Source organism: Dyadobacter sp. LHD-138 (assembly GCF_030929615.1).
Classification (GTDB): Bacteria; Bacteroidota; Bacteroidia; order Cytophagales; family Spirosomataceae; genus Dyadobacter.
Genome location: NZ_JAVFVU010000047.1, coordinates 1 through 16216, shown reverse-complemented (window position 1 = coordinate 16216; position 16216 = coordinate 1). Strand labels below are relative to the sequence as shown.

Genomic DNA, 16216 nt, shown 5'->3' with positions numbered 1-16216 from the left:
AAAAGTTATTTATCGATAACAATACTCGCGAAGGCTTCCAGTTGATCCACTTTAAATTCCAGAAAACCATCCTTCCAGGTGAAGTTTACCGGGCGTTCATTAACCATGGAAAACACTTTGGATGGTTTGAAATCGGACTGTATCCTGAATTTAAGCTGCTGCATCGGAAGCGGCGGGAAGTAAGTATTTCCGCTGAAACCAGTCAGGTTAATCAGGTGCATGATCATACCGTTTTCATTGGCTGACGTGCTTCGCTGCCCGGTGTTCTTCGTATATTTTTGAAGAATTATCTCCACCCTGGCCGGTGCGTTGGTTTGCACCATTTTGTTTGCGTCCGGATAGATGTAATCAATAAGGTCGAGAAGAATATTTTTATGTTCCTGATAACCATGCATGTAATAAAGTCGTCCGAGATTAATGGGTAGGAGAACAGCCTTGCTTTTAGGGTGATTTTTGATGCCCATTGCGAAATAGCCAGTCGGCTCGTGGCCTCCGATAATTTCCGGTGGTCCCGGTCTTCCTTTGGATAAAATCGGCAGAAACGTTTGGTCAGCCGCCTTGAAATCATAAAGCCCCAGATTGAATTTCCAGAAAAGCATTTTCTGTTTTGAGAAACGCTTGAAAACCGATTTGTTATCAGGTTGTAAATAATTTCCGCTTCCTTCATTTTCACTAGTCACCATTTTTGCTCCGAACAAATCAAGCAAAGTTTCAGGGGTGTCAAAAAGAGCTTTGTTGGTGGCGATCAGGTTGGTTCCCTGTTTCACGGCGTCTTTGAGAACGCGCAGCGATTCCTTGCTCAGATACGTAATTTCGGGCAAAATGATCACGCGGTAATTTTTTACTTTTGCTTCCAGATTAGCGATCTGCGCGTCTTCAATGATATCAAAGGGAATATGTGATTCTTTCAACATCAGCAAAATACCTCGGTATTCCTGCATCGTTGGACCGCTTGGCCATGAGCCAGGTGCTATCACCGCAATTTTTGCAACAGACTTATATTTTCCGAAATAGGGCTCATGCTTCTTGTGGTGCGCATAAATCTCTTTTATCACGTCATAATTTCGCTCGTCTTCATAACCGCGCATATCGCCCATCATGCTGATATCGAGTCCGGAGCCGTTGGCGATGTTTTCATACAAACGGATCCGAACTTCTTCCGGCTCTACGGCATTGTAGCGCGACTGGAAAGAAATCTGCTGGATGCTGCTGTTGCTGACCACGTGGTTGGGGTAGGAGTTAACGGCATTCGTGACATTATCAGAGGCCGTGTAAGGCCAATATGGCAAGACTGTGCTGCTTTGAGACTCGTGGCGGATGATATCGACATATTTGTCCATGTAGGTACAAATCGCAATTTTGCTGTTTTTACTTTTGATCAGCGTGTTAAGCCGGTGCGACCAGTCTTCAATGGTGAATTTTTTAAATTCCAGGTATTTTTGAAATAAGGGATCTGCCTTATTCTCTTCGGTCGGTAATGCCAAACCATTACTGTATTCGGCAAAGCGCTTTTTGTCATATTCGTTCTGGTCAATTCCATGGTATTTTCCTTCATAGGGGTTGTTGACCTGATAACCCGGCATGTTTAAAAAAACACCATCGATCGGGAATTTATCAATAACTTCCTCGATGATCCTGAAAGCCCTATCCTGTACATAAGGTGCGTTTATGGAAACCACATACATGTCGGTATTGATAATTCTTTCACCATTCGGGGAAATATAACACCAGTCGGGATGTGCCTTGAAAATACTTTCCTGGACCCTGCTGAAATCAAAACGAACGATCACGCGGATGCCTTTTTCGTGACATTTTCTGACCACATCCGCCAGCATATTATTGTTTTTCAGAAACGGATTCCGGTAGTGGAAATCCAGGTCAGAAGGATAAAAAGCCATAATGCCGCCCGCGTTGATCAGCAGGGTATTGGCTGAAAAATTTTCAAGGTCTTTTAGCAGGGAATCGGGATCAAGCGTTGCCGCTTCATAAGCTGGTAAATTGGTCTGGATGACGCGTAGATTATTCCTTTTCCACCAGGATGTGGTATCGGTTTGTTGAATTGCTACCGGCATTTTTGCAGCTTTTTGTGCAAAAAGTGACGTGCTCCACAGCAGAAAATAAGCCAGATAATGCAACGAATTGCTTTTCATTAGGCGTCTGTTAGATTTTTTATGACAAAAAGGAATAAATGTAATAAAGACGCTTATTCTGGAATATACTCGTTTACAGCGCTCTGGTAGAAATGAAACGACTTTTAAAGACTTTTTTTCTTCATAAAAGTAATTCCGATACCGATCAGAATGATGATGCCGCCAACGATCATCTGGAAGGAAACCTTTTCGTTAATAAAAATCCAGGCCAGGAGCCCGGTTACAATCGACTGGCTCAGCAGACTTAAAGAAACCCGTTGGGCGTCGAGTTTTTGAACGGCATAACTGATCGTAAGCCAGCCAAGCAGCTGACAGATCAATCCCTGAATGCTCAATACGCCCCAAATGGTTGGCGTGAAATTCCATAGCGGTTCTTGCATCACAAGGCAGACGATGAAAAGATATAGGCTCGAAACGATCATACTGTACGTCATAAAACTGACAATATTCATCCGGTTAAGAGCCCTTTTACTGACAATCATATAGCTTGCATACAGCAGGCCGGACATGACGGCCATCAGAAATCCTTTGTCAAATTTCATTTGGGTAAACGTATCCAGTCCCATCAGGATGACCATGCCGGCGAGCGCCACGATGGTTCCAATCCAAAAGTGTCTGCCCGGATGGTCATTCAGGAAAACGGCCGACCCGATACCGACCCAGACGGGAGATAAATTGGTCAGTAAAGTTGCTTGCGTAGCATTTGAATAATGGATCGAAAGATTCCAGATGGCAATATCACTCCCAAATAAGATCCCGCATATAAAAATCAGGAACCACAACGAGCGCTCCGGTTTTTGCAGTTGTTTTTTGAGTAAAACATAGGGCAGCAGAAAAACCACCGCAATAGCCATCCGGTAAAATGCAGAAGAAATACCCGAAACGGGAGCCCATTTGACAAGTACCGGGAAAATACTGATAGCAATGACACCTATAAGTAAGCTGATTCGAGGATTAAATATCATGGGCGTTATCTGTTATCCGATCATTTTTACGCGGCCCACTTCACCGGTAACCAGTCTCACTTTGATGCCGTGTGTATGTTTTGGCGCACTCGTCAGGATGTCTTTTACTATGCCTTTTGTCAATTTACCAGTACGTTGGTCCTGTTTTAAAACAATAGAAACGGAAAGTCCCGGATTAATATTTCTCCGTTCTGTGCCCGATAATTCGTTCATGCTTTCGATTTTTTACAATTGTTAATGAATTTTTTTTCAAAAGTAAGACAAATCGGCGCCGCGGCATAATCTTCGTCGGGATTCATTCACTAATTAGTATAAAGTTATATTTTTCCAATTTTTAGAAACAAATTTAACGCCGGTTTTTCGATCGTTCACCAACACTTTTTTGTGTTATCCGTTCGCCGGATCAGATAAATCCTTTCTGTTCTTCAAATGTTTAAATGAATTTAAACTTAGAGAATTGCCTCAATTTTTCAAATTGAACACATTTTTAACCTGATGCGTTACAAATTGAGTGAAAACGTTTATGCCGCAGATGTTATGAAATGCTTTGATCGAATCAGAATATGCGATCGAGGTGACGAACTGGTTTATTTTAACAAAACCAAGATTGGTGATCTATTTGTAATCGAAGATTGAAATGAAAAAGAGTATTTTGACATTGACCCTTGGCGGTTTTGGTATAGGGATGACGGAATTCGTTATCATGGGTATTTTACCCGATATCGCTAAATCCTTGCAAATAACAATTCCGGAAGCTGGCCATCTGGTGTCGGCGTATGCACTGGGTGTGGTGGTTGGGGCACCGTTATTAATCGGATTTACGGGGAGCAAACCGCCAAAAACCATCTTGCTGGTCTTAATGTGTCTTTTTACTGTTTTCAATACGTTATCGGCTTTTGCGCCGAGTTATGAAATGCTGTTGATATCACGTTTCTTTTCGGGGTTACCTCACGGAGCTTTTTTTGGCGTTGGGGCTGTTGTAGCTGGCCGGCTCGCAGACGAGGGAAAGGAAGCAAGATCGGTTTCTTTGATGTTTGCAGGACTTACGATTGCGAATCTGATCGGTGTCCCGCTGGGGACTTTCATCGGTCACCATATCAGCTGGCGTATCACGTTTATGATCGTTGGTGTGATTGGTTTGCTGACAACCACAAGCATTAAATTGTGGATGCCGGCGCTTTCAGTGACCAATACAAAAGGTTTGCTGAGTGAACTGAAATTTTTTACACGTCTTGACGCCTGGCTGATCGTGTTGGTCATTGCAATCGGGACTGGCGGGTTCTTTTCGTGGTATAGCTACATCGCGCCTTTGCTGACAGAAGTTGCCGGGTTTCATGAAGATTCCATTATGTACATTCTGGTTTTGGCAGGATTGGGTATGGTCGTTGGCAATTTCATTGGAGGCAGGCTGGCAGATAAATTCTCACCGCTTTACACCTCGGCCGCTTTGCTGCTGGCTATGGTGCTGTCACTGACCATGGTTTATTTTGTATCACATAATCAAATCCTGACGCTGATCTCTACATTTATTACCGGAGCGGTTGCTTTTGCGATGCTTTCTCCGCTGCAAATGCTGATGATCAACACGGCCAAAGGTGCCGAGATGCTGGCTGCTTCTGTAAGCCAGGCGAGTTTCAATATTGGCAATGCCCTGGGCGCATACCTTGGCGGTTTGCCTATCGCGGCCGGTTTGGGTTATAATGCGCCGGAATGGGTGGGGGCGGGTATGGCCTTCGGCGGTGTCCTGGTTTCGCTGGTATTGATGCTGCACTCCAAACGGAGCAAGGAAGAAATTGCGCAATTGCAACCGGCATAATCAAGCCTTTCCGCCAGAAATCTTATGCAGAATCTTAATTTCATCAATGGTAATCGTGCTGATCAGTTCGAAGAGTCCGTTGATGGTTTTAAAATCAGACAAAGCTTTTCTGGCCGGTGACTGGGCAGACTTTTCAATGCCCATTTCTTTGATTTCCTTCTTCCGGACCGACAAAAGCTGCAAAAGTTTCTGGTTTTGAGGAAGGGATTCTTTTATAACTTCCAATCCCGCGTTTTCCTTTTTATCCAACACCTGCATAGCTGACTCGAACTGGCGGTCTATCTGCCGGACCATGGGCTTGAATTCTTCTGAAAAATAGGTTTGCCCCACGGTTTGGGCATAGGTCGACAGCGAGGCGATGTAGGAAGTAAGCATGTGGCTAGTGGCTACAAACTGGTGATGTTCTTCCATTTTAACCTGCTGCTTTTTAGGCTCGGACAGCATCCGCTGAAAGTTATCCGACAGGTTTGCCATCGCAATGATCGCTTCTTTTCTGTGCAGTTTAAGTTCATGAATATCCAGCGAAGCCCCCGTGAAGCTCAGTGCAACGTTATCGAAATACTTCCGGTTTGCATCCAGTGCCGCCCGCATGTACTGGTTAATCTGTGTGTGCTCCCAAACGGGCAAGACATAAGACGAAACAAAATAGGAGATAATCGATCCAATGACGGTATCGATAACCCGGTCCTGCAACACCGCGGTGATGTGCTCAGGATTTAAAAAGTTGAACCAGAGCAGCACATACAGCGTGATGCCGATGGAGGCAATGAAATAATTGATTTTAAGAAAACTGTATGCCGAAATCATCGCCAGCATCATGATGACAAAGATAATAGTATCATCCTTAATTAGATATAACGTCATGAAACCAGCAAACGCACCCACAATCGTACCGGCGATCCGATAAAGATTCCGCTGTTTGGTGATGCTGAAAGCAGGCTTCATGATGGTGACAATCGTCAGTAAAATCCAGTAACCGTGGCCTACACTAAAGAAAAGGGAAACCAGGAATCCAATGATTAAGCCGATCGTGACCCGAAGCGCATGCCGGAAATGACTCGATTTTAGCGAGAGGTTATCCAGTAAAATTCTTGGATGATATTCCTGTTTGGTCGTAAAATCATCGATCTCAACGTTCAGGTTGTACTCATTGCCCAGATTTGAGTCGTATCTGGTAGCCCGGTGTAATTTTTTCACACGTTCGGTAATGTCCTGTAAGCTGTTCAGAATCTGACGTAACATGATAAAATCTTCGATATTATCATGCGTCATCGTTCTCTCCCGAATACTGTCAAAAGTCCGCTGACATTTATTGAAAGCTTCATCCAGGTCATGTTTGGGTTTGGATGGAAAACCACTTTGTACAGCCAGCCCGATATGCTGAAGTTCGGCCGCCAGCCAGGTGATGTAGGTGCCAAACAGCCGGAGGATTTTGCTGTGGTCAAAAGCGCGGTGCAGGTTGGAATAATTTTGCTGGGAATTGATGATACGCTCCATCAGATCGACACTATCCAGAAACATCAGCATCAGAATACGGCTGGTATTGGTAGATTCCGATACAATCTGGCGGGTTTTGAACAAAATTTCCCGTAATGTTTCGTGGTTTTCGCGGAGAATAACCTGCTGATGAATCATCTGGTTGAATAACTCGTCGTAGTCGGGTTTGGCAAAATAATAACCGGCCTTAACGGAAAGGAGTTTACCGAGCTCTACAAAATTTTCCCCCAGTAGTTGCTGGATAAGCTTATAAGGGCGGATTGTCTGAAGAACAAGAAAAAGGATCAGGTACCAGATGCCGCCCGCTGAGAAAATCAGGGCGTTTTTCAAAACCGTATCACCGCTCATGTGGTTATCGACATTGAAAACAAAAACCAGCAGTGCAATCAGTCCGATGCTGTTTGCCCGGTTGCCATACACGCCGACCAGCGAGAAAAACATCCCGAAAAGAATAATTTCAAAGAAGGCAATGAAGTGGATATGCCGCAGATAACCGGTTGCGCAGGCTACAAGAAAACAGGTCAGGATGGCGATCATCAGCGAATTTCTCCTGCGGTGAAGAGGTCCCGGATTATCCGTTGTGCCGATCAGCAAAGTGCCTAGCGGAAATGCGATGAAATCACTTAGTATGCCGTAATGATGGAAAATCAGACATGGAATTACGGCACCCAACGTGAGCCTGACGCCCGTGTAGAGATAATGGCTGGAAATAAATTTTCTAAACTCATCAAGGTAATTCATGCAAAACGGTAAACGGTGACTAATTCTATGCTTCCAATATCCGCTTTATGTTTGACAAAAACGATACCTTTTTAGAATAAATTTCAGCTTATGGACATGTGGCGGACAGATTATAAAATTTTGCAGAAACGAAGCCGAACCATAACTTTGAGAACGGGGTTCTATTTAATACATTTTGCAAAATAATTTGTATCAGTTTTGAGGAAACGATTTAGAAAACACGCCAGGATGGCGCGTTATGTCATTTACAAGGAAACATTAATTGATTTTAAAGATCACTTCTGGACTTTTCTGGGCTCATTTGCGGGTATCGCTTTAATTGGTTTGTTAAACAAGGAGAACTTCTCGCACACCGATAATCTTTTTTTGATCGGCTCATTTGGAGCATCGTCGGTGCTGATTTATGGTATCGTTAACAGTCCGCTTGCACAGCCGAGAAATCTCGTTGGGGGACATGTGATTTGCGCTTTCGTAGGCGTAACCGTGCATTATATCATTCCCAACGAAGTGTGGCTTTCTTCCGCTTTTGCAGTTTCTTTATCCATTGTAGCCATGCAAATGACCAAAACCCTGCACCCACCGGGTGGGGCCACGGCGCTCATTGCCAACATCGGCTCGGAGAAAGTTACCAGTCTTGGGTATCTTTACGTATTAAGTCCGGTTTTGTCCGGCGTACTGATATTGTTGCTCGTTGCTTTGGTCGTTAATAATATGACTTCTCACCGGACCTATCCTAAAAATAAATTGTGGTACAAAATCTGGAAGCGCAAGTACAGATAGACCCGCCGCAAAGTTTAATAATTTGATTTACACGATTCAGGATTTATGACTATAAGTACACCGTCTTCGTACCGGCTAAAAAAGGCCAGGAGGACAATGGCTGTGTTGGGCGCCGCCGCAATGATCGGTGTTTTTTCAGCTTTGGTTGCCGACACACTGAAAGTGATCACAGAACACTACGAACATGATTTTGTACACCGGCTGAAGGAGAATAAGTATTTGATTTTTTTATTGCCGCTGATCGGTTTCACCACAATTCATATTTTAAGACATTTTCTGTTTCGTAACAAGCCTAATAAAGGGATCAAGGAGGTGTTGGATGCGATCACAAAAGACGGGAAAACATTGCCTGCGTATAAAATTCCCTCACATTATTTCAACGGATTTTTAACGGTTATTTTCGGAGGTTCCACGGGTATTGAAGTCTCAACCGTGGTGGCAACGGCATCCATTGGCGCGTTGTCCAGCCATAAGGTCAATCACTTGAATAAGTACCGTACGGATCTGGTTTGTGCAGGTTTGGCCGCAGGGGTGACCGCATTGTTCAACGCCCCGATTGCCGGTTTCATGTTTGCTTTTGAGGTTTTTACAAAAAGGAGAAAAAAGACGCATCTGGCATCACTGATCACGGCAATCCTGACTTCTTACCTGCTGACGAAATATTTTTTCTACCAAAAGGTTTTCACTTTTGATATAACCGGATGGCATAAGGAAGCCTTTCCCTATTTTATTTTGCTGGGCGTTCTCGCCGGTTTTAATTCCGTTTTTCTGACTAAAAGCGTATTGTTTTTCAAGAAGTTTTTTGGCTCTTTGGGAAATGATTACGTCAAAATATTGGCAGGATCGCTGATTATTTCGACGATGGTTTTCTTTTTTCCAAGTTTGTATGGAGAAGGTTATGCGGGTATCAAAAACCTGACTTCTATCCCACATCCTGAAAATATTTATCTGCTTTTGCCATTTGTAGTGGTGTTGTTGCTTAAACCCATTGCGACTTCCATTACACTCGGTGCCGGCGGCGACGGGGGCGTATTTGCACCCAGTTTGTTTATCGGGGCATTTTTAGGGCTAATCACCGCTTTGACCTTAAATTATTTTTTTCAGCTCGATCTTATTCCGCTTAACTTCATTGTGATCGGTATGGCGGCAGTTTTGAGCGGAAGTATCCATGCGCCACTTACCTCGATTTTTCTGGTATGTGCCATAGCGGACAATTACATCTTGTTTGTTCCCATTGTGATTGCTTCGCTGATTTCCTGGTTTGTGGCACATTTTATTTTTCCGTATACGGTTTACACCTATAAGGCCAAGGCGTTATTGAAAGTCAGTTAAATAGAACATCATATTTTCATTTTGTTTACTCGGTTTATGCATATCAGAAAAGCTATTGATCAGGATCGTCATGAAGTTTGGGAGATTTTTACTTCGGTAATTCAGACCGGAGACACGTACGTTTTCGCGCCTGATACGCCCAAAGAGGATCTTGATAAAATTTGGTTTGCCCCCTACATGGAAACCTATGTTCTGGAAGATAATGGCGAAATACTGGGGACGTACGTGATTAAACCAAACCAGATCGATTTGGGATCGCATATTGCCAATGGTTCTTACATGGTGCATCCCAAAGCGCAGGGCAGGGGAATTGGCAATTTGCTTTGTGAACACTCGCTGATCGAAGCGAAACGTTTCGGGTTTAAGGCCATGCAGTTTAATCTTGTCGTAAGTACCAATAAAGTAGCCGTTAAACTCTGGCAGAAACATGGTTTTGAGATCATCGGGACAATTCCCGAAGGATTTAATCATTTGACGCTGGGCTATGTGGATGCTCATATTATGTTCAGGAAATTGTAAAAAATAAAGACATGCTCACTTTAAGTTTTGATAAATTTCCGGTTCTGGAAACGGAGCGGTTGATTTTGAGAGCAATTTCTCAGGATGATGTTGTCGCGATGTTTCACCAGCGCAGCAGAAAAGAGCTTATGGAATATATCTCGATTCCTTTACTCCAGTCAAAGAAAGAGGCCGAGGATCTGGTAAAGAATTACCAGTTTTTGTTTGAACAAAAAATCAGTATCAGCTGGGCTATTACGATTAAAGGAAATCCGGAAATGATCGGAACGGTGGGTTATCCGAGAATAAGCAAGGAAAACTACCGCGGAGAAATTGGATATTCCCTGGATCCGGCCTATTGGGGCAAAGGATATATGAACGAAGCTGTGGCCGACGTATTGAAATATGGCTTTGATAACCTGAAATTCCACCGGATCGAAGCGGTTATTAACCCGAAAAATAAAGCATCGGTTAACCTGGCTTTAAAACATGGATTTGTGAAGGAGGCTTATTTTAAAGATTATACATTTTTTGAAGGCGCGTTTTGGGATACGGAAGTTTATTCTTTGCTCGCCAGCGATTACCGGTAATTGGCTTAATAATTTCCTATTTTAGTGAAAGATTTAAAGAAATGAAAGAGAAGACCGCAATTAAGGTTACCAGCGGTCTTTCTCTTTTTCAATGGGTTATACTTAAATATTGCTACAAATCAGAATGATTGGAGTAAACATCCCCATACCCCAAATCTGAAAGCCGACTGCCGAAAACCGACCGCCCAATCTTTATTCTGCGAATGCTTCAACGGTTGTTATCAAAGTCACTTCGACGTTTCCGCGGGTGGCGTTTGAGTAAGGACAAACCTGATGTGTCTTGGCGATCAGGTCGTCGGCCACGGATTGTTCAACGCCGGGAATGTTGGCTTCCAGGGTAACAGCCAGACCAAAACCATCCGCTTCATTTTTACCAATTCCCACATGCGCGGTTACGGATGTCGTGCCGGTTTTCACTTTGCTGCGTTGGATAACAAGATTTAGCGCGCTGTCGAAACATGCCGCGTAACCCGCTGCAAATAATTGTTCGGGATTTGTGTAGTTGTTATTTGCACCGCCCATTTGTTTTGGAAGGCGTACTTCTAAATCTAAAATACCGTCAGAGGACGTAACTTTTCCATTTCTTCCGCCGGTTGCTGTCGCAGTGGCGGTGTATATTGCCTGAACCATAACGCTAATTTTTAGTTTTACTAATTTGTTTAATTGTTGTGAACAGCTTCCAGTTTATTGATTTTATCCAGCAAACCTGCGGCCAGCGTCCGCAAGTCTCTTAGCTCCTTATCGGAAAGATCCAGGCAGCATTTGATTTGTTCAGGTATTTCAGAGGCTTTTTCTCTTAATTTTTCACCTGTCCCGGTCAAAGAAATAATAACCACACGTTCGTCTTCTTTCAAGCGTGTGCGAACCAGTATTTCCCGGTCTTCCAGTTTTTTTAAAAGAGGAGAAAGCGTGCCGGAGTCCAGCATAAGACGGTGTCCGAGTTCTTTAACCGAAAGCCCGCTCTCTTCCCAAAGCACCATCATGACCAGATACTGTGGATAAGTAAGTCCTATTTTTTCCAGTATCGGAAGGTAGTGGCTGGTAATTTTCCTTGACAGCGCATAAAGCGGGAAGCAAAGTTGATTCGATAGTTTTAGCAGTTCCATTCGTTATATATTGATTGTGTAAAATTAAATTGTATACAATTTAATTGCAAGCTTTTGACTGATTATTTTACTACTGAGCACAAAAAAAAGAGCTGTATCACACGATACAGCTCCTAAATCAATATTTTTAAACCTTATTCTCCTGAACCGATTTTCATAATGGCTTTGTCGATTTGGTAACGGCCAGTTCCTTCTTCGCCGATTACATCGAAAAGTTCAACCGCACGACGCGCGTTATCTTCTTCTTCAATTTGCTCATTCACGAACCACTGAAGGAAGTTTTCTGTGGCGTAATCTTCTTCACGACGGCTCTGTGTAACGATTCTGTTGATCGATTGTGTTACACTGATTTCGCTTTGAAGCGCAGTTTCAAATACACTTCTGAATGAAGCATATTCTTGTTTCACAGCAGGAACTTCAGGTGAAACGGCAGTCCCGCCAACAGTCATGATGTAGTTGAAAATTTTCATCATGTGTGCACGTTCTTCGTCGGCTTGTTTAAGGAAATAGGCTGCGCTATTTCTGAAACCATTACGGTCGCACCATGAAGCCATTGCTAAATATTTAGCTGAAGCTTCTGCTTCCATTTTAACCTGGTTGTTCAATAATATTTCTATTTCTTCTTTTAAAGAAGTGCGGGCTCTAAGTAGGTCTTTCATGGTATTTCTGTTTATCATTTGAAGTAATAAGCACAAATATCAGAGGAAAGTTCGTCATTACAAGACGTAACTATAAATTTGGAATTGGTCTAATATGAAGGCCGTCAGCTATTTAGACTAATTCTGACTCTACATAAAGAATTGAATGAAGCAAAGAATTAAGCTCGATAGCGAAGTGCGTTCCGTTAACCAGTTCGCGTAGTTGAATCAGCTCGCAAAGGGTAAGCTTCTGATTGATATTCAGTTGCGGAGCTTCAACAAATTCGAAATCAGATTCATCCGAAAGGTCGAATAACCTGCTTTTGATATCGATTTTATTTACAAAACGGCGAAAGTTCAGGAAATCCTGGATGCGGAAAGATGCAACCATTTCTCCAAAATGAATTACAATTCTTGAACTATTATCACACTGAAAACTAAAACCTTTCGAGGTACTGAACAATTCATTCGGGTGCTTCACTGTAACTGGCATTTTATATATAAACCTGAATCTGGCACAAAGATAAAGGGTAAATGCTAACGAAGCAAGAGTTATTTAAAACCAATCTAATTATATGGAGTGGTTTTTGTTCTAAATTTTAATGAAGTACAAACAAATTATTCTTTGGCGATTTTTGTACGGAAGAAACCTTTGGCGGTATGCCCGATCGATATCTTGTCTTTAATTTCAATAATTCGAAAATTTACTAATCCGTAAATACTGTCGCCAACCTGAAAGTGAGATTTATCCAAGGTTAGCTTTTGGACAATGACCTTATAAATTGGTTCTGTTTCATTCTCCAAGGGTATATCACTATATTTATATGGGTTAGCGAAAAATTTTCCGTTAAAATAATTAAGGGAAAAGCCGCTTCCTCCAAATGGGCCATGTAGGCCAATATCAATTACTAATTTATCGGATTTATCGTCAAAATAAGCGGTGCAGCCATAATTAACGGGCGAGTAATTTGTGGCAAATCCACTCGCTCTGTCAAGGATTTCATTGCTATATTTTATATCGCTGGTTCTTTTTAGATTTTCATTGTTATAAGATGACGCAAATTCTTCCTTATCCATTTTTTTGAATGATGGATTAGCTGAAATTTTATTATCAAAAGTGACATCACTCCAATAATGGTCTTTTTCTTCCTTGCAAGAAACCAGAGCTATCAATATTAATACGGATAAAAAAATCTTCATTATAGAATTGAAATAATGGAAATTCAAATATAATAGATATTTTTATATATAAAATAATTCAATATAAAAAATAAACATTAGCCGAATAAAAAACGTCGTTCCTTTTTTCAAAGAACGACGTTTTTTATGTAATAATAAATTTATTGTCAGCTACTTCTCAGCCGCCTTTGCCCAGTTATCACGCAGCGTTACGGTACGGTTGAAAACCGGTTTTTCCGTGCTGCCATCAGGATCTGCTGCGAAATATCCTTTACGTAAAAACTGGAATGATTCACCTGGTTTGGCATCACGCAAAGCGGGTTCGGCATAACCGGTAATGATATTCAACGAGTCTGGATTAATATAATCTTTGAAATCGCCTTCTTCCGAAGCGACATTTTCTACGGAAAATAAGCGGTCATACAAACGGACTTCCACCGGAACACCATGTTTGGCAGAAACCCAGTGAAGCGTTCCTTTTACATTAATTCCCGTGGTATCCTGTCCGCTTTTGCTGTTTTCAACATAGGTACAATGCACTTCCGTAATTTCTCCGTTTTCATCTTTCACGACCGACTCCGCCTGGATAATGTACGCGCCTTTCAGACGAACCATTTTACCAGGTGCAAGCCGGAAATATTTTTTAGAAGGAACTTCCATGAAGTCCTCACGTTCGATGAAAATTTCGCGGGTGAACAAAATTTCACGCATGCCGGCAGCGATATCTTCCGGATTGTTTTCGCTCAGACAAGTTTCCGAAAGTTCTTCCGGGAAGTTGGTGATCACCACTTTCAATGGATCAAGAACCGCCATTCTACGCAGTGAAGTTTTGTTCAAATCTTCACGCACGCAAAACTCAAGCAAACCTACGTCGATCATGTTCTCACGCCTGGCCACACCGATACGGTCGCAGAAATCGCGGATACTTGCCGGTGTATAACCTCTTCTGCGCAGTCCGCTGATGGTTGGCATACGCGGGTCGTCCCAGCCGTTGACATGTTTTTCCTGCACCAGTTGCAGCAATTTTCTTTTGCTGGTTACGGTATAATTCAGGTTACGGCGTGCAAATTCGTATTGATGTGAAGGATATATGCCTAATTGTTCGATCAGCCAGTCGTATAATTCACGGTGAGGAACAAATTCCAGCGTACAGATGGAATGGGTTACGGTTTCAATCGAATCGCTTTGTCCGTGTGCAAAATCGTACATCGGATAAATGCACCAATTGTTGCCGGTACGGTGATGGTGCGCATGTTTGATACGGTACAAAATAGGATCACGCATCAGCATATTGGTGTGCGCCATGTCAATTTTAGCCCGCAACGTACGACTTCCGTCTGGAAATGTGCCGTTTTTCATCTGTTCAAAAAGCAGGCGGTTTTCTTCAACGGAACGGTCACGGAAGGGACTGTTTCTGCCCGGTTCAGACGGTGTTCCTTTCAGCGTTGCAATTTCCTCAGAAGATGAATCGTCAACATATGCCAAACCCTTATGAATCAGCTGAATCGCATAACCATATAAAGTATCGAAATAGTCAGAAGCATAAAGCTCATTTTCCCATTCGAAACCCATCCAGCGGATGTCGTTTTTTATGCTTTCAACATATTCTGTGTCTTCCGTCGTAGGATTTGTATCATCAAATCGCAGGTTGGTATAACCCGGAAATTTCTTCGTTAACCCAAAATTCAGACAAATGCTTGACGCATGACCGATGTGAAGATAACCATTAGGCTCAGGAGGAAAACGGGTAATGATTTCCTTGTACTTTCCCGCTTGCAGGTCTGCCTCGATGATCTCTTCAATAAAATTCAGGCTTTTTTCTTCTTTTTTCTCTTCCGTAATCATACAGTACTGGAAATAATTTCAATTGTCAAAGTTAATGTTCTTCACGTCAACCCCGAAATAATTTATTGGCTTTCCCTGAAATATCTGTTTTATTCAAGAAAGTAAAGTGAAAATGATATGATTATACACAACTTTGAGGTATAGCTTAATCCTAATTAACAAGTATTTCATAAATCTGGTGCCAGATTCCAGATAATAATCGGCGAATTTTTACTTTTGTCCTATGCGTTATTTTATTGAATTCAGTTATAAGGGAACAAAATACAGTGGTTGGCAGCGGCAAAACAACGCCATTTCGGTTCAGCAATTGCTTGACGAAGCACTTTCGCTGATCCTTAGAGAAACCATCGAGAGTGTGGGCAGCAGCAGGACCGATACCGGCGTTCACGCGGAGCAGCAATATGCACATTTTGACACGGCCAATGCGGTCAAAGACTCCGGTTTGTTGACTTACCGGTTAAACAGTCTTTTACCTGCTGACATTGCGGTTCATCGTATTTTTGAGGTAGAAGAAACGGCACATTCGCGTTTTGATGCTTCATACCGTCGTTATGAATATCGGATTGTCCGACGGAAAAACCCATTTTTAAGCGGAGAATCACATATTTTTCATAAGCCATTGGATATTGCGCGCATGAACTCGGCTGCCGCGTTGTTACTGACGCACAAAAATTTTGAAAGTTTTAGTAAAATTCATACCCAGGTAAATAATTTTCTCTGCGATATCACATTGGCCGAATGGTTTGAAAACGATGGAATACTGATATTCAGCATCAAATCAAATCGTTTTTTACGCGGAATGGTACGTGCGCTGGTCGGGACACTTTTGGAGGTAGGGACGGGTAAAAAAAGTATTGAAGATTTTGAAAAGATAATTCTGGCCCAGGATAGGAGCAAAGCAGGACCGCAGGCTCCGCCGGAGGGTTTGTTTCTGGTTGAGGTGGGGTATCCGGAATAAAGAGAGATTCTGTGTTAATAACCAATCACTTGTTAATTTATTTTTATAAATTTATGTTTTAGGCGGCACTATGTCAGCCTGTTTAGGGGTGGTCCATCGGGACTGCCTCTAACTTTTTAAA

At 42.5% G+C, this 16216-nt stretch carries 16 protein-coding genes; 6 read left to right on the top strand and 10 right to left on the bottom strand.

Features of this window, described 5'->3' with window-relative positions:
- Positions 1-5: 5 nt before the first annotated feature.
- The 3 genes from RB622_RS26315 to RB622_RS26305 all read right to left on the bottom strand — a co-directional run bounded on the left by RB622_RS26315 (position 6) and on the right by RB622_RS26305 (position 3328).
- Positions 6-2150, bottom strand: coding sequence for a family 10 glycosylhydrolase (locus RB622_RS26315; protein ID WP_308049769.1), 2145 nt, complete (start codon positions 2148-2150; stop codon positions 6-8).
- 104 nt (positions 2151-2254) lie between these two features.
- Entirely contained in the window at positions 2255-3115 is an 861-nt protein-coding gene (locus tag RB622_RS26310; RefSeq protein ID WP_308049768.1) for a DMT family transporter, read from the bottom strand.
- 12 nt (positions 3116-3127) lie between these two features.
- Positions 3128-3328 (bottom strand): YwbE family protein, encoded by a 201-nt coding sequence (locus RB622_RS26305; protein WP_308049767.1) that lies wholly within the window; start codon positions 3326-3328, stop codon positions 3128-3130.
- Between the two features lie 424 nt (positions 3329-3752).
- Here RB622_RS26305 and RB622_RS26300 point away from each other — a divergent pair, with 424 nt between their 5' ends.
- Positions 3753-4931 (top strand): MFS transporter, encoded by a 1179-nt coding sequence (locus tag RB622_RS26300; RefSeq protein WP_308049766.1) that lies wholly within the window; start codon positions 3753-3755, stop codon positions 4929-4931.
- Here the strand turns inward: RB622_RS26300 and RB622_RS26295 are convergent, their stop codons facing one another.
- Entirely contained in the window at positions 4932-7169 is a 2238-nt protein-coding gene (locus RB622_RS26295; RefSeq protein ID WP_308049765.1) for an FUSC family membrane protein, read from the bottom strand. It lies immediately after the preceding gene.
- A gap of 198 nt (positions 7170-7367) precedes the next feature.
- Here RB622_RS26295 and RB622_RS26290 point away from each other — a divergent pair, with 198 nt between their 5' ends.
- From RB622_RS26290 to RB622_RS26275, 4 genes are read left to right on the top strand one after another with little or no spacing between them, the layout of a single operon-like run.
- Positions 7368-7949 (top strand): HPP family protein, encoded by a 582-nt coding sequence (locus RB622_RS26290; protein ID WP_308049764.1) that lies wholly within the window; start codon positions 7368-7370, stop codon positions 7947-7949.
- 45 nt (positions 7950-7994) lie between these two features.
- The gene (locus RB622_RS26285) at positions 7995-9281 is read left to right on the top strand and encodes a chloride channel protein (RefSeq protein WP_308049763.1); all 1287 of its coding nucleotides are present in this window, start codon (positions 7995-7997) and stop codon (positions 9279-9281) included.
- A 36-nt stretch (positions 9282-9317) separates the two neighbouring features.
- Positions 9318-9800: a GNAT family N-acetyltransferase gene (locus tag RB622_RS26280; RefSeq protein ID WP_308049762.1), complete on the top strand. Its 483-nt coding sequence runs from the start codon at positions 9318-9320 to the stop codon at positions 9798-9800.
- An 11-nt stretch (positions 9801-9811) separates the two neighbouring features.
- Positions 9812-10369 carry a GNAT family protein gene (locus tag RB622_RS26275; protein ID WP_308049761.1) on the top strand — a complete coding sequence of 186 codons (558 nt, stop codon included), beginning with the start codon at positions 9812-9814 and terminating at the stop codon, positions 10367-10369.
- Positions 10370-10561: 192 nt separating this feature from the next.
- Here the strand turns inward: RB622_RS26275 and RB622_RS26270 are convergent, their stop codons facing one another.
- The 6 genes from RB622_RS26270 to RB622_RS26245 form a co-directional block, all read right to left on the bottom strand.
- Positions 10562-10999 (bottom strand): organic hydroperoxide resistance protein, encoded by a 438-nt coding sequence (locus RB622_RS26270; protein WP_308049760.1) that lies wholly within the window; start codon positions 10997-10999, stop codon positions 10562-10564.
- 29 nt (positions 11000-11028) lie between these two features.
- Positions 11029-11475 carry a MarR family transcriptional regulator gene (locus tag RB622_RS26265; protein ID WP_308049759.1) on the bottom strand — a complete coding sequence of 149 codons (447 nt, stop codon included), beginning with the start codon at positions 11473-11475 and terminating at the stop codon, positions 11029-11031.
- Positions 11476-11609: 134 nt separating this feature from the next.
- Complete coding sequence (locus tag RB622_RS26260; protein ID WP_308049758.1) at positions 11610-12134, bottom strand: ferritin; 525 nt, start codon at positions 12132-12134, stop codon at positions 11610-11612.
- Between the two features lie 112 nt (positions 12135-12246).
- The gene (locus RB622_RS26255; RefSeq protein WP_308049757.1) at positions 12247-12594 is read right to left on the bottom strand and encodes a hypothetical protein; all 348 of its coding nucleotides are present in this window, start codon (positions 12592-12594) and stop codon (positions 12247-12249) included.
- 137 nt (positions 12595-12731) lie between these two features.
- Positions 12732-13313 (bottom strand): hypothetical protein, encoded by a 582-nt coding sequence (locus RB622_RS26250; RefSeq protein WP_308049755.1) that lies wholly within the window; start codon positions 13311-13313, stop codon positions 12732-12734.
- Between the two features lie 150 nt (positions 13314-13463).
- On the bottom strand, positions 13464-15137 hold the full coding sequence (locus RB622_RS26245; protein WP_308049754.1) for a glutamine--tRNA ligase/YqeY domain fusion protein: 1674 nt from the start codon (positions 15135-15137) through the stop codon (positions 13464-13466).
- A 223-nt stretch (positions 15138-15360) separates the two neighbouring features.
- Between RB622_RS26245 and truA the strand changes: the two genes are divergently transcribed.
- Entirely contained in the window at positions 15361-16095 is a 735-nt protein-coding gene (gene truA / locus RB622_RS26240) for a tRNA pseudouridine(38-40) synthase TruA (protein WP_308049753.1), read from the top strand.
- The last annotated feature ends 121 nt before the right edge of the window (positions 16096-16216 follow it).